Origin of the sequence: Pseudomonas sp. (genome assembly GCF_049590575.1) — a bacterium.
In the GTDB taxonomy this organism is placed as follows: domain Bacteria; phylum Pseudomonadota; class Gammaproteobacteria; order Pseudomonadales; family Pseudomonadaceae; genus Aquipseudomonas.
Genome location: NZ_JBAWDE010000099.1, coordinates 1 through 15,312, shown reverse-complemented (window position 1 = coordinate 15,312; position 15,312 = coordinate 1). Strand labels below are relative to the sequence as shown.

At 53.6% G+C, this 15,312-nt stretch carries 12 protein-coding genes and 4 pseudogenes; 5 read left to right on the top strand and 11 right to left on the bottom strand.

Features of this window, described 5'->3' with window-relative positions; translation table 11 throughout:
- Positions 1-261: 261 nt before the first annotated feature.
- From WBR57_RS07725 to WBR57_RS07710, 4 genes and pseudogenes are all read right to left on the bottom strand, one after another.
- Positions 262-909, bottom strand: coding sequence for an SOS response-associated peptidase family protein (locus WBR57_RS07725; protein WP_424083325.1), 648 nt, complete (start codon positions 907-909; stop codon positions 262-264).
- A 1,115-nt stretch (positions 910-2,024) separates the two neighbouring features.
- Entirely contained in the window at positions 2,025-2,993 is a 969-nt protein-coding gene (locus WBR57_RS07720; RefSeq protein ID WP_424083377.1) for a Wzz/FepE/Etk N-terminal domain-containing protein, read from the bottom strand.
- Positions 2,994-3,329: 336 nt separating this feature from the next.
- Positions 3,330-3,626: a hypothetical protein gene (locus WBR57_RS07715; protein ID WP_424083324.1), complete on the bottom strand. Its 297-nt coding sequence runs from the start codon at positions 3,624-3,626 to the stop codon at positions 3,330-3,332.
- A gap of 271 nt (positions 3,627-3,897) precedes the next feature.
- A pseudogene (locus tag WBR57_RS07710) lies at positions 3,898-4,092 on the bottom strand (helix-turn-helix domain-containing protein); the annotation flags it as partial.
- A 654-nt stretch (positions 4,093-4,746) separates the two neighbouring features.
- Between WBR57_RS07710 and WBR57_RS07705 the strand changes: the two are divergent.
- A pseudogene (locus WBR57_RS07705) lies at positions 4,747-5,796 on the top strand (methyl-accepting chemotaxis protein); the annotation flags it as partial.
- Complete coding sequence (locus WBR57_RS07700; protein ID WP_424083376.1) at positions 5,779-6,651, top strand: methyl-accepting chemotaxis protein; 873 nt, start codon at positions 5,779-5,781, stop codon at positions 6,649-6,651. The pseudogene WBR57_RS07705 and the gene WBR57_RS07700, both read left to right, overlap by 18 nt.
- 117 nt (positions 6,652-6,768) lie before the next feature.
- Here WBR57_RS07700 and WBR57_RS07695 read toward each other — a convergent pair whose 3' ends face one another.
- Both WBR57_RS07695 and WBR57_RS07690 read right to left on the bottom strand, forming a co-directional pair.
- Positions 6,769-6,906 carry a hypothetical protein gene (locus WBR57_RS07695; protein WP_424083323.1) on the bottom strand — a complete coding sequence of 46 codons (138 nt, stop codon included), beginning with the start codon at positions 6,904-6,906 and terminating at the stop codon, positions 6,769-6,771.
- A gap of 285 nt (positions 6,907-7,191) precedes the next feature.
- Entirely contained in the window at positions 7,192-7,404 is a 213-nt protein-coding gene (locus WBR57_RS07690) for a hypothetical protein (RefSeq protein ID WP_424083322.1), read from the bottom strand.
- 523 nt (positions 7,405-7,927) lie between these two features.
- Here WBR57_RS07690 and WBR57_RS07685 point away from each other — a divergent pair.
- A complete protein-coding gene (locus WBR57_RS07685) occupies positions 7,928-8,521 on the top strand; it encodes a hypothetical protein (protein ID WP_424083321.1) in 594 nt (197 codons plus the stop codon).
- Positions 8,522-8,718: 197 nt separating this feature from the next.
- On the opposite strand, the pseudogene WBR57_RS07680 reads toward WBR57_RS07685, so the two are convergent.
- A pseudogene (locus tag WBR57_RS07680) lies at positions 8,719-8,890 on the bottom strand (methyl-accepting chemotaxis protein); the annotation flags it as partial.
- Positions 8,891-9,166: 276 nt separating this feature from the next.
- On the opposite strand from WBR57_RS07680, the gene WBR57_RS07675 reads away from it, so the two are divergent.
- Positions 9,167-9,415 carry a hypothetical protein gene (locus WBR57_RS07675; RefSeq protein WP_424083320.1) on the top strand — a complete coding sequence of 83 codons (249 nt, stop codon included), beginning with the start codon at positions 9,167-9,169 and terminating at the stop codon, positions 9,413-9,415.
- 192 nt (positions 9,416-9,607) lie between these two features.
- A complete protein-coding gene (locus WBR57_RS07670; RefSeq protein WP_424083319.1) occupies positions 9,608-11,233 on the top strand; it encodes a methyl-accepting chemotaxis protein in 1,626 nt (541 codons plus the stop codon).
- Positions 11,234-11,255: 22 nt separating this feature from the next.
- Here WBR57_RS07670 and WBR57_RS07665 read toward each other — a convergent pair whose 3' ends face one another.
- The 4 genes and pseudogenes from WBR57_RS07665 to WBR57_RS07650 form a co-directional block, all read right to left on the bottom strand.
- Positions 11,256-12,119, bottom strand: coding sequence for a hypothetical protein (locus WBR57_RS07665; protein ID WP_424083318.1), 864 nt, complete (start codon positions 12,117-12,119; stop codon positions 11,256-11,258).
- A gap of 86 nt (positions 12,120-12,205) precedes the next feature.
- The gene (locus tag WBR57_RS07660) at positions 12,206-14,140 is read right to left on the bottom strand and encodes a response regulator (protein WP_424083317.1); all 1,935 of its coding nucleotides are present in this window, start codon (positions 14,138-14,140) and stop codon (positions 12,206-12,208) included.
- On the bottom strand, positions 14,130-14,993 hold the full coding sequence (locus tag WBR57_RS07655) for a sensor histidine kinase (RefSeq protein ID WP_424083316.1): 864 nt from the start codon (positions 14,991-14,993) through the stop codon (positions 14,130-14,132). The genes WBR57_RS07660 and WBR57_RS07655 overlap by 11 nt, the downstream gene beginning before the upstream one ends.
- Positions 14,986-15,312, bottom strand: a pseudogene (locus tag WBR57_RS07650) (ATP-binding protein); the annotation flags it as partial. The pseudogene WBR57_RS07650 and the gene WBR57_RS07655, both read right to left, overlap by 8 nt.

Here is a 15,312-nt window from a genome sequence, read left to right as displayed (position 1 = left end):
GTCGAGTGAGGCCGTGGTACGTCAACCCCGCGTGAAGCGCGCCGCTGTCTTTGATGGTGGCGCGTTGGGACCGCTGAGCTAAAGTTACAACTGTAGCTCATATTGCAGTATTTCAATCTCGCATCGGGTCGCAAATGGATAAGCAACTCGCAGGTCTTTCATTTCTACTTACCCTCGTGTGGATCTCTGCAGTCGCCTTCGTTATGTGGTACTTCAGCTAATAGGCCCCACTTGGTCATTTCTGTCCGCCGACTTCTAAAATTAGCTGCGGCCTTGCCTGCAGGGAAGCCACTCAAAGTCTTCTTTGGGCTGGCAAAATTCCATTGCAATTTTTTCTGCCTGTGCTGCTGTTATGTCCGGGTCAAGCCACTCACTGGCGTGCGCTGGTGAAAGGACCAAGGGGCGCCGTCCGCAGATTCCGACCATGCCTTGATCGCTTGCGGCTGTGATAATGACAAATCCATCGCCCTCATGATGCTCCGACCCGGGACTTACCTCGGCAAGCGCCCCGAAGAACATAGGGCGCCGGCTCTTCAGGCGGATGAAGTAAGGCTGCTTATCATTCGGATCTTCCGGATCTTCTACCCATTCATACCAACCTTCACAGGGTACTATGGCCCGACCACTCGGCCAGATTTGTCCGAAAAAGGTCCCCGTGGCAATCGTTTCTACCCGAGCGTAGATGGTTTCAAGATGTTTGCCCTTCGCCCAGGACGGAGCCCACCCCCATTTAATTGCATCGATGTACAGCCCGTACTCTGTAGCGTGTAGGACATGCGCCCGAGTAGACGGTGCGATATTATGGCACCCTATGGGCTCAGCGGCGTAATCGTTGATTAGCTCTATGTGAGGACTCAATTCTTCTACGAATTTCATTATTGCGTTATATTGCACGAATCGTCCGCACATAACTGCCTCCGCTTGTAGACATCCTCAAGAAAATTGGCCGCATACGACTTCACTGTGCATTCGCGCGTCATCAGTCACAGATACAGTACGGACGTGTTAGTAGCGCGAGCCAATACGCAAGTTGACTTGATTTCCACGAGTCTCCTGAGTTGAAGGCCGGATCCTTTAGGCGGCCGTGACAGAGTATCCAATTTCAGATTAGGCATACTTGCGTATAAATAAAGCGAAAGATTGACGGCTCTGCATAGGATTGGATCATACACTACTAATAAAGTGCGCCAGAATGTTATAGCACGATGCAAGTCCTCAGCGATCATGAACCGGTATTTTTTACCACATCGCAACGGTACTGTGTCGCGAAATGGGCTGGTCGGAGTATGGAAATCCTTACCCGTATTTATAGATTTACCTTAGGTAAATGTCGTAGCGCTGCTCGTAGCTCATGCCAGGGATATTGATAAATGGGCATTTTCAAACGGCAGCCTGATGCATGCACGAAAACATGCGCGGCGTAGACAGCGTCTTGGCCCTCATGGCAAGCCACGCAATACACGGTTTGCTCCATCAGCACCCATCTGCGGTGCCAACTGTCTAGTTCTATGTCAATGGAAAAGCGCTTTCTGGGATTTTGACTTGTGGATTCTGATTTCATTATCGACCAACGTTCAGCCAGTTATGCATCGAGCGTACCCTGTTGTGAATAAGTGAATCGAGCTCAATTGTTTCAGACATCTCGAAAGCACTCACTGAATGGTATCGGAGCCATTTTACAAAATGGATATATCTCTAGATTATAATCGGACAGGATATGGTGCCTATTTAGATTAATTTCTTCTGTCGATTAAAATCTGGCGAATTAGTGCAAGTGCCACCCCCGAAAATAACCCCGAGAAATAAAGCAAGACTTGTATGTCTTAGTATTGAGGGCTTAACAGGGCGAATCGGCTCCTGAGCTCTTCGATCAATGGATACTAATTCTAATGCATCATATTAGTGTTAATATTCAGTAACCTAGCTCTTTCGGCTCTTAAAGGCTCGATATTCTGCAGGGAAATGTCTTCATTTTTCCGCTGGGTTAGCACTTCAACCTCGCGATTAGTTTCTAACATTTTTAGCTATTTTCCAATTTCTGCAATTCTTACGCTTGAGAGGTCATCGTTAGATCGCTCTCTCAGCATCACACGCTCTGCTTCAAGAGCATCTGTTCCCAGAAAATAAAGGGGTATAATCTGATTGTTAACCTCAGTGCGCATTACTTGTTTTGAATTCCCTTCTGCTTCAGTCGAGAATGACGACGGGGTCGTAGGATGCTTAATGCTCATAACCTTCGCTATAGAAATTGCTTCAGTAAGTTCGGCTATGCGGTTATTACGCAATGCGCTCATTTGAAGACGAAGCCCCCCTAGCTCATCTTTTAGTATGGCTCGTTTGACATTGTCGGCTTCAAGAAGCTGCGCAATTTTGGACTCTTTATCTGTTTCATAATTAGAGCGCGCAGCGCTTATCTTTCCTTGGACTTCCGCGAGTCTATTTTCCACAATAACCTTAAGATCGGCGCCTATTTGTTTTCGCTCCATCGCCAAAGCAAAATCGACGAAACCATTGAGAATGGCAACACCCTCAACACCGGCTGGGTAAAGCATATCCAAGCGTATATAGCTACTAAGTTCGGTCTTTTTGGGGTCTGGTAAAACTAAACTTATTGAGTTAAGATTGAAAAGTTCAAATCCCTGCTCTAAGCTCTGGCCCGGTTTTTTGAAAGCTTCAAAAAGCTCTGGATGTGCCTTGAAAAAGCCAAAGCGTGCTTCGTAAGAATCGAGCCGAGCTCCGATCTTGTTCAAAGCTTCCGTTGGAGGTAGGGTATACACCTGAGAACGATTGAGGGCATCAAGGTCGTTGATAGCGGTAGGGCGTAGTAAGGTGCTGACTGCATATTGCTTAGGGGTTAATACTGCAACGAGCAGCCCGACAATCCCCGCTATTATAATTATAGTTAAAATAAAAAGCCGCTGTTTCCATAGGTTAATAAAGATAGCAACTAAATCTATTTCATCGTCATGAATCTTGCGCTGGTTCGTCGGCATGTCATTCAAAATCAATTCATCCTGAATAAATAGTAGTGCTGCGGGTTTGTGAAGCACTCTGTTATGTGATGAAATCAGTATTAGAAACGATGGTATGGGGCAGCCGTAGCATCTTAAGCCTCGCCTGCTCACCTCGCAACATTCAGCGACAACCAACTGTCGGCTCAGCTTTAAAAAAACCTCCAAGTCATCTGACCGCCTCAGTGAAGGAAATCCTTTCAACGGCGCTTTGTTCAGATGCAGCGGCGGCACTAGGATTCGGCTGCACGCGTGATACCGAAAGACCCTCCGAGCAGTGATCGGCGCTAAATCGAGCCGCATTCAGTAGGCGGTTCATTAACTGTTGTCCTTGTATACAACAAGCCGCGCCTGCGCCACGGCCTGAGCCTCGAGGCGTTCGCGCTGATAGATCTCAAAGGCCTGCAGATCAATCACCTGAGCCTGCACCAGGCTCGTGAGCCAGCCCGCAGAATGATGGAGCTTGTTAGAGAGTGTTTCTATGTTATTAGCTTGCATAATATCTCGTAGCTGCTTGGCCCATGCTTCGCGCAGAACTGTAGTGGACAAACCCTTTCGAGAAAGAGGAATTTCGGAGCTTACCCATTCCTTTCCACCGACATTGATCTCATCCATAACCGTTTACCTCTCAAGTTCGTTTCAATAACAGCTGAAGACCATCATATACGCTCCCTGGATGTTCGGTATGGTCAGGGCGACCAATGTTTTGAGAAATAGGGGGGGCACGACCTGACTCGATTTTCCAGTGTTTTTAGACTGCGCGTAAATCATGGGGGCAAGCGCGCTTGGCAAAAGACTTCATGAGCTCGGTAACGACCTGCCGTTCACAGAGAGTCAGTTTGCGAAACAATAAATTTAAGTCGCCTTGGTCGCACGCGCTAGAGTAGGTGCCCGTTAAAACGTATAGAACATCGACTCCGATCTCTGCTAACTTGGCAAGGTATAGCGCGCTCGGGCTTCGTTGTCCATGTTCATACTTAGATTGCGCATTTGCCATAACTCCACCAATTGCAGCGAAATCTTTTTGCAGGTAGTTCAAACGAATACGTTCATCTCGCAGTCGCATTCCTATTCTAAGCATAAACACTCCATAAAAACTCTTGATCAGCACTAAATACCTAAGTCAGTATTGAGCTGACGGCGGCATACTATCAATATGTAAGTACATTCACGTTTCCCTTAGCCCGGGCCAAAAGTAATTCATCACCATCCGTTTCCTTTTACGTGGTGATCGTGGGGTATCCGTAAAAGGTATCAGATTCGTCCAGATTTGCAGAGTGAATGCACCATCTTAAGAGTACTAACGGTTGAGCGTTGCGAATGACTCCTTCGCATGTGGCTAATTTCCTCACCGGCTAGCGCTCCGTCGCATAATGGATCCAATCTCTGGCTAAGCCTTTGGGTGGTTGGTGCGGACTTCCCGCGTGAAGTCAAAAGCATGGATTGCATTCTCGTTTTTTCCGGCTCTACGCTTAAAGAGATGGGGCAAGGGCGCAGAAACACCCAACCAATCCGTGTTTTTTACCGTGCTTAAACCGTTATTTTTACTCTGGCTCCTAAATTATTACCATGCTTTTAATTCGTAAAATAAATTGAACTTTTCTGAGATGAATCTTTTTTCGCTTTTTGATGAGTTTTAGCTAAAGGTTTTTTCACTGTCGCCGACTACCTTAGCCGACTGTGATGGCATGGAGAGGCCGCCAATCGATACCGTACACAATTTTGAGAGAGTTACATGCTAAGAAATACTTTGATGAATCTAACAGTTAGATCTAAACTCACACTCGGCTTCGCACTGGTTATTGTGCTCACGATGCTGATCGCTCTGACTGGTTGGAGAGGCATTCTTTCGATGAGTGAGCGAAGTGAGCGTGTATCAGAAATCGCCAAACTAAGTACTCTCACGCGAGATATGCGAATCGCTCGGCTAATCTACAGTCATGAGTCAAACGACGAAAATGCTGCTAGCTGGCTTCAAGCGTATGGAAATCTCGAGAGCCATCTTGCCTATCTCGGCAAGGTGCTTGATTCTGAACTTAACGTGCCGCATATAAAAATCGCGATTAATGCGATGAGTGATTATAAGGGCTTTTACGAAAGATTGGTTGATGCCACTCATTCTCGCGAAGCAAGCCGAATTGTATTCGGAAGTAATGGCGAAACAGCGGGAGAGAAGCTCCAAGAGCTGAATCGACTCGCTAATTCATCTGAGGGCAATGGTGGTCAACGAAATTCAATGTTGCAAGCACTCACTCTTTTTCAAAAAATGCGTTTCGACGTTCGTGGATATACCTACACACTCAAGCCTGAAGCAGAAAAACAAGCTAGCGATTCCATAACCACAACCACAGAGTACATTAAGTCTTTAGAGGGAGTCGGTATCTCACCCAATTTAGTCCGGGAGATTGAGGAGTCAATGGGAAAATACGGAGCTGCGATTGGTAAATTTTCTGCGGCCCAGCTTGCGATCAACCAAGCTCAGGCTGGTATTTCCAAAAATATTGATATTTTGTTGAGTTCCGCTAACCAATTAGCAAAAAATCAAATTGAATTGCGTGCTAATGACGTGCGACAAGCAAGTAAGGTTCTAATTATTTGGCTCAGCGTGGCGGTCGTTGTAAGTGTGTTGGCTGCATGGGTCATAACTCGCCTGATAGTAGTTCCTCTAAATGAAACCCTGAATTTGGCTAGTAGAGTAGCGACTGGTGATTTGACTTATGATCTGCCCACTACTCGAAAAGACGAGCTCGGCATGTTACAGGCCAGCATGTATCGAATGACTATGAATTTGCGACAATTGATAGTCGGTTTGCGTGACGGTGTAACCCAATTGGCGAGCGCAGCCGAGCAGTTGTCAGCGGTGACAGAACAAACAAGCGCTGGCGTCAATACACAACGCAGTGAAACCGATCAAGTAGCAACCGCGATGAATGAAATGGCCGCCACGGTACAGGAAGTCGCTAAAAATGCAGAGCAAGCATCGCACGCGGCTATTAGTGCTTCGAGAGAGGCTCGCGACGGCGATGTTGTGGTATCCAGGGCTGTAGTTCAAATCGAAACGCTTGCGAATGAAGTTGGTCGATCCAAGATTGCGATGGATGAGCTTAAGCAAGAGAGCGACAAGATAGGTGGAGTTCTTGAAGTGATTAAGGCTGTCGCTGAGCAGACTAACCTGTTAGCGCTCAATGCGGCCATCGAAGCCGCTCGCGCTGGAGAGGCTGGGCGTGGCTTTGCAGTAGTTGCTGATGAAGTGAGAAGTCTCGCTCAACGTACTCAGAAGTCAACTGAAGAGATTGCGGGGCTTATTGGTGGTTTACACGACCGTACTGCACATGTAGCTACATCTTTGGAAAAAAGCCGCTTGCTCACGGATAACAGTGTAGGGTTGACCAAAGAAGCAGGAGCATCTATTGGAAGTATTAGCCGATCAATTTCAACGATCGAATCAATGAACCAACAAATTGCCGCCTCCGCTGAAGAGCAGAGCGCCGTCGCCGAAGAAATCAACCGAAGTGTTCTAAACGTGCGCGATATTTCCGAGCAGACAGCATCTGCAAGCGAGGAGACTGCTGCATCTAGCGCAGAGCTCGCGAGACTGGGTGTGCACCTTCAGGGCTTAATGAGCAAGTTCATCATATAGGCCTGAGAATAAAGTAGTTCAGAAATTGATAACCAGTGCGGATCTCAGAGAGGGGGAGCCGCACTGAGAGTCCAGTAGATTATTCGAGAAACTCCAGTACCATTTGAAGCTGCTATGTCAGAAATCTCGGGTTCGTAGCTCGATGAGAATCTGTTTAATGTGCCCGGCGTTTTCACCAATCACAACTAAAGCACCAGATACGTTAATGCCCAGTTCACCCGATCCCTGTTTATCGGATTGGACCGTTAATTCCATCAAAGCCGCTCCTAGTGCGGGCTGATTTTCGTACATTTCTTCAAGCAAGTGAGCGTGTGTTGCTTTGTCGTGTGCTACTCAGTCAAAAATTTTAAGTATGGCAGTGCGGGCAATTGTTATGGGAGCAACTACTTAACCTCTTGCAAGCGTAGCTTATGATGTTGGGAGAGCCCATCTAGTATCAAATAGGTGTTTATGCTACTGCATGCATGCTTACAACCAGCCTGCAATACAGGCTCTTCCCTGATATATCCCACATACCCCTACACAATTGGCGTGTTTTTGTCATTGAGAATTAGTTCGTAACTTCGCCAAGCCCTGCTTGATGTGCCCAGCATTTTCGCCGATCACGAATAGCGCACCACGTACGTTATTTCCAACCTCATTCATACCTTGCTTTTCGCTATGGAGAGTCAATTCCATCAGAGCAGCTTCTAGCGCGAGCTGATTCTCGTACAGTCGCTCAAGCAAATCCGATAGTGAGTATTCCCCTGGCATGTGTGCTATCTCATCGAAAAGCCTTAAGGATAGCAGTTACCTACCAAACTGATGCTTGCTTAGAAATTGCTACGAGACCGGCCGCACAATACCCGGTAAGCATAGATGGCGGTGGTTTTAAGGAAGGCTATGTCCGATCCATCATCGGAAGGATCGTTTCTCTAGAGCCTCGAGCGTGGGGCGTGGGGCAAAAATGGGGCAAACCATACGCCAATCTATGCCATCCAATGCCAAATTTGCGTTTATGCAACCGGGTGCATGCACGCATTACAGCCAGCAACCGCGGGTCTATCCCCCAAAATTCCTTACATGCCCCTACACAATCGGGGTGTGCAGGAGTGCGCCAATTGCTTGTTGATACGCAGTGTGTGATGATCAAGGCAGGTGCTGATGGGCGCCTGCCTGCTTGCAATGGCATAGCACTGCACCATCGTTCAACTGCGTTACACCAATTTTAGCACCTACCCAAGGCGCATCTGGTGAGCAAGCAATCAGCTAGAGCGTCATTCTTGGAGAAAGTGCTATGTATAATTATTCCTATTTAAGCATCCTCAAGCGTCGTGCTAAATCTCTGTCAAGGGACACATCGATATCTCTAGCAGTGGCTCAGGAGCACGTGTCTCAGGCGGCTGGTTTTGCTCATTTTCACGAGTTGAACGTAATCGCGAAGCGGAAACCAGATGACCCACGTTTAATGAAAGCCGCTCTCGGGATTGTAGTTCTGAGGGATGCTATCTATGAAGATGATGTGTATTCCGCCTTCGAGAGTGAAATAGACGATTTGCTCTCTGATGCAGTTGGTGAAACCAACGCCACTGGATTCACGGTAAAAGGGTTGTCGATTACTGACTCTACCTACGATATCGAGGTGGGAGTTCTAACCCTGCGTGTGTCTTTTGTCTATGAAGGGGAGCAAGACCAAGAGCGCATGTATCACGGTAGTGCGTTCTATCTTGATGCTCAGGTTCGATTGGTGCGTCGTGACGACGAGTGGCGGATTGCTGAGGAGGGGGTGGAGATTCTTGCAGGAGAGAGCGACAAGGACCGGGATCGCGAAATGGAACTGGATGACCAATACGCCCGGTGGCTTGATGAACAGGACGGTAGCGACGCTTAGGGCAAATTTAGGGCATAAGCTGGGCCGCTGTAGGCCGTTTCTGTCCTTACCGCTTACCCAAAACCCAATATAATTGCGGCCTAGAGCGGGTTGGGGGATGGGCAGGTCGGGTTCGAATCCCTATCTCTCCGCCATTACATAGAAAAAGCCCCGTAGCTGAATAAGCTACGGGGCTTTTTTGTTTCTGGCTTTACGCTTTAAACCACAAATTTCGCAATCATCGTATTAAGGTCCACCGCCAAACGCGAAAGCTCCTGGCTGGCTACAGTCGTCGGGTTCGCACGGCGGCGGTCTGGGCCGACAGGGCACGGGTATTCGTCAGATTGCGATCCACCTCCGGGCTACCGGGATCTGTTCTTCGGAGGCGCTCCGAGACTGTCTGGATCGAGCCTTTTCGCACACCGCTAAGGCGCTTTTTTCGCGAAGCTCAATGTCAAATCGGTGGTGGACCTGGCGGAAATTCTCCGGCGCAATAATCTGATTTGAGGCGGTATGGCGCGCGCCCTACAACATTGTGGCGCCTTCCTTACAAACTTCCAAAACGATGCCTACAGGCAGTGCGTTGCGACCCGCCATGCAACGCATTATCTTTCGGTCTCGGCGATTTCTAAGGTAGAAATCCCTACACTGCAAAGGAAATGCACCATGAGCACGAACACCAAAAAAACCTCCAGCACGATGGCTACGCTGGCCGCAGAAACGCTCAACAATCCGAATGCCTCGGCGATTGCTAAAAGCCTTGCGGCTTCCGCGCTGGCTCAGAGCGGTACCGACAAGCAGACCAGTGCGCAGATGGAAGAGAAAGCAGGCAAGGCGCTTCAGAGTGGTAAGTACAGCGAGGAGACTAAATCCCTGGCTGCGTCGGTACTCTCCCAGGCCAATAAAGAACGCTGAACCCCAATTTTGCGCCACATCATAAAAAGCTCCGTAGCTGATCAAGCTGCGGGGCTTTTTTTAGTTTCCCCGAACAGGCACGTACGTGTGTTTGAAATCTTCTGCAATACTTTCACGAGCCCACTCAAGTCCTGCTCCTGCAGGCCGAAACGCTCTCATACGACATCGTATCCCTATAAGAGAGCCCGCTAAATGTCCCTTCGCAGCCTGTCCATCGCCCGCCGTGCGGGTTTGGGTTTTGCCTTGATTGCTTTGCTCGTGGCCCTGTTGGGGTTCTTTGCGTTGTCGAACATGGCGGACATTCGCGCCAGCGCGGTACAGGTTGAGAACGGCTTGGTGCCGAAGATGCGGCTGGTGGCGGATATTCGCGAAATCATGCTGCGCATTCGTACGATCTCTTTGCGCATGGCGCTGGACCCCAACCCCGCCAGCATCCCGCAATACCGCAGCCAGATGGACACCCGCAACCAGGACCTGACCAAACGCCTCGCCGACCTCGATGCGGTGATCGACACCCCGCAAGTGCGCGCGCTCTACGACCAGTTCCAGGTGTCGCTGCGCCAATACCAACAGGGGCTGGCCCAGTCATTTATCCTCGCCGACAAGCAGCAGGGCGCCGAGCTTAACAAGCTGTTGCTGGTGGACATGAAAACCGTGGTCGATGGCTCCGGTGCCCAGCTCAATGCCCTGGCGGACTACTACAACGCGCAGATCAACAGGCAGGGCCAGACGGCCGAATCGCAGTACAGCCGTTCGCGCACCATGGTGTTCGGCTTTGTCATCGTGGCGGGCTTGAGCACCGTATTGCTGGCCTGGTTGCTCACACGCAGTATTGTCGGCCCGCTGAGCCTCGCAGTGCGGGCGGCGGAGAACGTGGCCCAGGGCGACCTGACCCAAACGGTGGACGTGACCGGCGATGACGAAGTGACTCGTCTGCTCGTCGCACTCCAGGCCATGCAAGGCAACCTGCGGGGTACCTTGCAACTGATTCGCCAGTCGGCGGGGCAGATGGCCTCGTCCGCCACCGACCTGAACGGCATCACCGACGAGAGCAGCCGCAGCCTGCAAAAGCAGACCGCTGAAATCGAACAGGCCGCCACGGCGGTCAACGAAATGACCTCGGCTGCGGATGAAGTGGCGCGCAATGCGGTGTCCACGTCCGAGTCCACACGCCTGTCCAATGAGACCGCACGCGAGGGCCAGCACCGCGTGGGCGAGACGGTCAGCGCGATCCAAGCCCTGAGCACCAACATCGGTGAAACCTCGACCCTGGTGCAGAACCTCGCCGAGCAATCGCGGGATATCGGTAAGGTGCTCGATGTGATTCGCTCGATCGCCGAGCAAACCAACCTGCTGGCGCTGAATGCAGCCATCGAGGCGGCGCGGGCCGGTGAGTCCGGGCGTGGGTTTGCGGTGGTGGCTGACGAAGTGCGCGCGCTGGCCCATCGCACCCAGCAGTCGACCCTGGAAATCGACCAGATGGTGACCGCGATGCGCACCGGTTCCGACCAGGCGCTGACCTCAATGCAGTCGAGCACCCAGCGCGCCACCGACACCCTGGCCCTGGCGGAAGGGGCTGGCGGCGCGCTCAGCCAGATCACCGATTCCATCGATCAGATCCACCAGCGCAATCTGGTGATTGCCAGCGCCGCAGAGGAACAGGCCCAAGTGGCGAAGGAAGTGGATCGCAATATCGTGAATATTCGCGACCTGTCGGCGCAGTCGTCTTCCGGCGCCGGGCAGATCAATGGTTCAAGCCGTGAGCTGGCTCAATTGGCGGTCGCGCTGAACGAGGCGGTCGCACGGTTTCAACTGTAGTGTGGCGTGTGCCCGGACGGATTTATTTGGGCACCACGACGACCTGGGGTGGCATCAACTCCAATATCCGATCCCGGCCCCCTTCGGCTAACAGATAAGTCCCCCGCGCTGTCGGCACAATCGACTGCGGCGCCTTCAAGAACGACAGAATCGTCTGTTGGCGACCTTGTTTATCGATCAGCAGCAACCGCGCCCTATGGGTGGCGTCTTCGTTGATCCACAACCCGTGCGCATCACACATCAGGAACGTCGGCTGGTTGAGACCTTCGACCACCACCGGGTCGCTGCCGTCCTCAGTCAGCTCGCGCACCTTGCCTTCGCGCTTTTTGGTGTAGAGCAGGCGCCCGTCGGTGCAGCGGATGATGGACTCGCCTTCATCCAGGCCCGCTCGTACGACGGCCAGGGTCTTGTCGCTCCAGCGATAACGCAGCACGCGCCCGTCGTCGCGACGGTCCTCCATGGCATACAGGTACTCACCGTCGTCCCACAGGCCTTGCACGTTTTCGCCCCTGAACAGTTCGGTGACGGTGCCGTCCTTGAGGAAGCTGACGGGGGAGTCGAGGGCTTCCTGGCTGAACACCCAGCCCCCTCGGGTGGCGGTCATACCGTCGGGTTTGGACAGGTTGCCCACCACCACGTCACGCATACCGTTGGGGTGGATGCGCACGATGCTGCCTTTGCCGTCGTCGAGCTCCTGGCTGACCATCAGCGAGCCGTCTTCCATCGGCATCAGCGACGCGGCCTTGGCCACGCCTTCATGCAGCACCTGGTATTGCCAGTCGCCAGCGGCGCGCACCGGGTAAAAACTCTGCCAGGCAAAAAAGCCCAGGGTCGCTGCGCACAGCAGGCCGAGTGTCCAGGTTGCGGTTTTCAGGGGTCGGATCATTACTTGACGCCAGTAGCGGATCGAAAGGCCGAACACGTTACCAAGCATGCCGCGGAACATCACCCCGCAAATGCACGATGTCCCCTTTAACTGGCGCTTGCTGTCCCCTCCAGCCCATGGCGGATTTTCTGCAGCAGCTCATCGATATGAAACGGTTTTGAAATCAGGTCCATGCCTTCACCGAGAAAACTTTGGCGATTCGCCGCATTTTCCGCATAGCCGGTCATGAACAGGATCGGCAGCCCAGGGTGTATTTCGCGCGCGACATCCGCCAGTTCGCGCCCGGTCATGTAGGGCAGGCCGACATCGGTGAGCAGCAGGTCGATACTCGGATCGCCGCGCAGGCTGGTGATGGCTTCGTCGCCATCGGCGGCCAGGCTGCAACGGTAGCCTGCGTCGCTCAGCACTTCGGCGACAAAGCTGCGCACTGAGGGCATGTCTTCGACGATCAGTACGTGTTCGCCGCGGCTTTGGCCAGGGTTTGCCCGTGGCTTGGTCGCGATGCTGGCAGGGCCGCTGGCGGCTGGGAGCATGATCGTGACTTCAGTGCCCTGGCGCGTGACGCTGCGGATCTGCGCGTCACCACCGGACTGCCGGGCGAATCCGTAGATGGTCGACAGGCCGAGCCCGGTGCCTTGGCCCAAGGGTTTGGTGGTGAAAAACGGGTCGAACACTTTGTCGATCACACTGCGCTCAATCCCCACACCGTTATCCCGAACCGACAGGGCGATATAGGCGCCGTTTTCCAGTTTCAGGTTGCCATTGGAATACGCAGGGTAGGTGGTGACCCAGATATCGCCGCCCTTGGGCAGCGCATCGCGGGCGTTGATCACCAGGTTCAGCACCGCGCTTTCCAGCTGGATCGGATCGACCATCGCCACGGCGGGGTTGGTGGTCAGTTCGAGTTTCAGCGCGATGTGCTCGCCGATGGTGCGCACCAGCAGTTCTTCCAACGAACGGATATGTGCGTTGATGTCGATCGGCCGCGTGTCCAGCGGCTGCTGGCGGGCGAAAGCGAGCAGGCGGTTGGTCAGGCCGGCAGCGCTCAACGCCGAGCTCAACGCCGCATCGGCATAGCCCAGGACCTTGTCGGTGCGCTGGCTTTCGATGCGTTTTTTGATCAGCTCCAGGCTGGTGATGATCCCGGTCAGCAGGTTATTGAAGTCGTGGGCGATGCCGCCGGTGAGCTTGCCCAGGGCATCCATTTTCTGCGCCTGCAACAGTTGCGCCTCGGTGCGCGCCAGCTGGGTGGTGGCGTTGGCCAGCTCGGCCTGCTGGTGCCGCTCGCGGTGGCGGTGTTCGGTGACGTCCTCGACAAACACCAGGCTCAACTCGGCGCTGCGATAGGGCGAAATCTGCCACTCGGTTTCGCGCAGTTCGCCGTCGACTTTCATCTGCAACGTGCCCTTCCAGCGCTCACCGGCGGCCAGGCGCTGGCACAGTTCCTGGATCACCGTGAACTGATCGGCAGCGAAGCATTCGAGCAGGGCATCCGGGTTGAGATTGTCGTGAATCAGCTGGGCGAAGGCGTGGTTACATTCGTGAACCTTCAACTGCGCGTCCATTACCGCGATCGGTGCGCTGATATTGAAGAAAATCTCGCGAAAGCGCGCCTCGCTTTCGCGCAACGCGTATTCGGTGTCACGCACCCGCAGCAAGGTGCGCAGGGTCGCCAGCAGTACATCCGGGTCGACCGGGTGGATCAGGTAGGCATCGGCGCCGGCATCCAGGCCGGTGATGATATCGCCGGTCTCGATTGACGCCGCCGACACATGCACCACCGGCAGCAAGGCGGTGGCCGGGTCGGCGCGCAGCGCGCGCACAATGTCGAAACCGCTCATGTCCGGCAGGTTGACGTCGAGGATCAGCCCGTCGATCTGCTCGCTGGCAATCAGGTCCAGCCCTTCCTGGCCGGTGCCGGCCTCGAGCACATGGTAGTGATGGCTTTCCAGACGCCGGCGCAGGGCATAGCGGGTGGCGGCGTTGTCGTCGACGATCAGCAGCTGGATGTCACGATTCATCAGCTGGCCCGCCCGCGATGGAAAGAGGAATGATCACAAAGAACATCGAGCCCACGCCCGGGGTGCTTTCCACCCCGACCCGGCCACCGAGCAATTCGGCAAAGCGTTTGCACAAGGACAGCCCGAGGCCGGTGCCGCGCAGGCGCTTTTGCAGCGGTGAGTCGATTTGCGAAAAGTCTTCGAACAGGTTGCTGTGCAGTTCGGCGGGAATACCCAGCCCGGTGTCGTGCACGGCAAAGCGGATTTCCTGCTCGCCGACCCTTTGCGCCGACACGCGTACTTCGCCTTGCACCGTGAATTTCAGGGCGTTGGAGATGAAATTGCGCAGGATCTGCGCCAGCTTCTTGTCATCGGTGTAGAGCTTTGGCAGGCCGACGGGCTCTTCGAAGATCAGGTCCACCGAAGACGCATCGACAATCGGCCGGAACATCCCGCGCAGTGCCGAGAACAGGTCGAACATGTCGAACCAGGCCGGGGAAATGGTGATGCGCCCGGCTTCGATCTTGGCCAGATCCAGCAGGTCATCGACCATTTCGCGCAGTTCGCGCGCGGAGCTGCGGATAAACCCCACCTGCGTGTGTTGTTCGGGGCTCAGCGGGCCGTCCAGCTCATCGGCCAGCAGGCTGGTGATGCTCAGGATCGAGCCCAGTGGCGTGCGGAACTCATGGCTCATGTACGACAGAAAACGGCTTTTCAAGTCCGAGGCCTGGCGCAGTTGATCGGCTTGCATATCCAGCTCGGCGTACAACGCCAGCACGCCCTGGTTGGTCTCGTCCAATTCGGTACGCAGTGCATCGGCTTCCTGTCGAAGCCGTTGCACTTGCTCTTGGAGTGCAACAGTGGTTTCAGCCATCGATGGCCTCCAGGGCAATCACGAAGACGGTAACGTCGTCCCGCCCGCGACAGAAATCGCGGTGCAGGATGGCGGCAATCAGGGCAGGGTGGCGGTGGGAGAGCCCGGGGTAGTCCGCCAGGTTCCAGCGTGACTGCAAGCCGTCGCTGTAAAGGATCAGTAATTGGCCGCTGACTTCAGCGTAGTCGAAGGGCTGCGCCTTGCGGAACTGTACGCCGACGATGCCGGGATGCGAGGCCAGCCCGCGCGACTTGCCGGGGCCGATCAGGCTGGCGCCGATGTTGCCGACGCCGGTAAAGCGCAGGCCGCCCGCCATGGC

Bases quoted from the DNA above. Each gene is read 5' to 3' on its own strand.
- WBR57_RS07725 (WP_424083325.1), bottom strand. From the start codon at position 909: ATGTGCGGACGATTCGTGCAATATAACGCAATAATGAAATTCGTAGAA.
- WBR57_RS07720 (WP_424083377.1), bottom strand. From the start codon at position 2,993: ATGCCGACGAACCAGCGCAAGATTCATGACGATGAAATAGATTTAGTT.
- WBR57_RS07715 (WP_424083324.1), bottom strand. From the start codon at position 3,626: ATGGATGAGATCAATGTCGGTGGAAAGGAATGGGTAAGCTCCGAAATT.
- WBR57_RS07700 (WP_424083376.1), top strand. From the start codon at position 5,779: ATGTATCGAATGACTATGAATTTGCGACAATTGATAGTCGGTTTGCGT.
- WBR57_RS07695 (WP_424083323.1), bottom strand. From the start codon at position 6,906: ATGGAATTAACGGTCCAATCCGATAAACAGGGATCGGGTGAACTGGGC.
- WBR57_RS07690 (WP_424083322.1), bottom strand. From the start codon at position 7,404: ATGCCAGGGGAATACTCACTATCGGATTTGCTTGAGCGACTGTACGAG.
- WBR57_RS07685 (WP_424083321.1), top strand. From the start codon at position 7,928: ATGTATAATTATTCCTATTTAAGCATCCTCAAGCGTCGTGCTAAATCT.
- WBR57_RS07675 (WP_424083320.1), top strand. From the start codon at position 9,167: ATGAGCACGAACACCAAAAAAACCTCCAGCACGATGGCTACGCTGGCC.
- WBR57_RS07670 (WP_424083319.1), top strand. From the start codon at position 9,608: ATGTCCCTTCGCAGCCTGTCCATCGCCCGCCGTGCGGGTTTGGGTTTT.
- WBR57_RS07665 (WP_424083318.1), bottom strand. From the start codon at position 12,119: ATGATCCGACCCCTGAAAACCGCAACCTGGACACTCGGCCTGCTGTGC.
- WBR57_RS07660 (WP_424083317.1), bottom strand. From the start codon at position 14,140: ATGAATCGTGACATCCAGCTGCTGATCGTCGACGACAACGCCGCCACC.
- WBR57_RS07655 (WP_424083316.1), bottom strand. From the start codon at position 14,993: ATGGCTGAAACCACTGTTGCACTCCAAGAGCAAGTGCAACGGCTTCGA.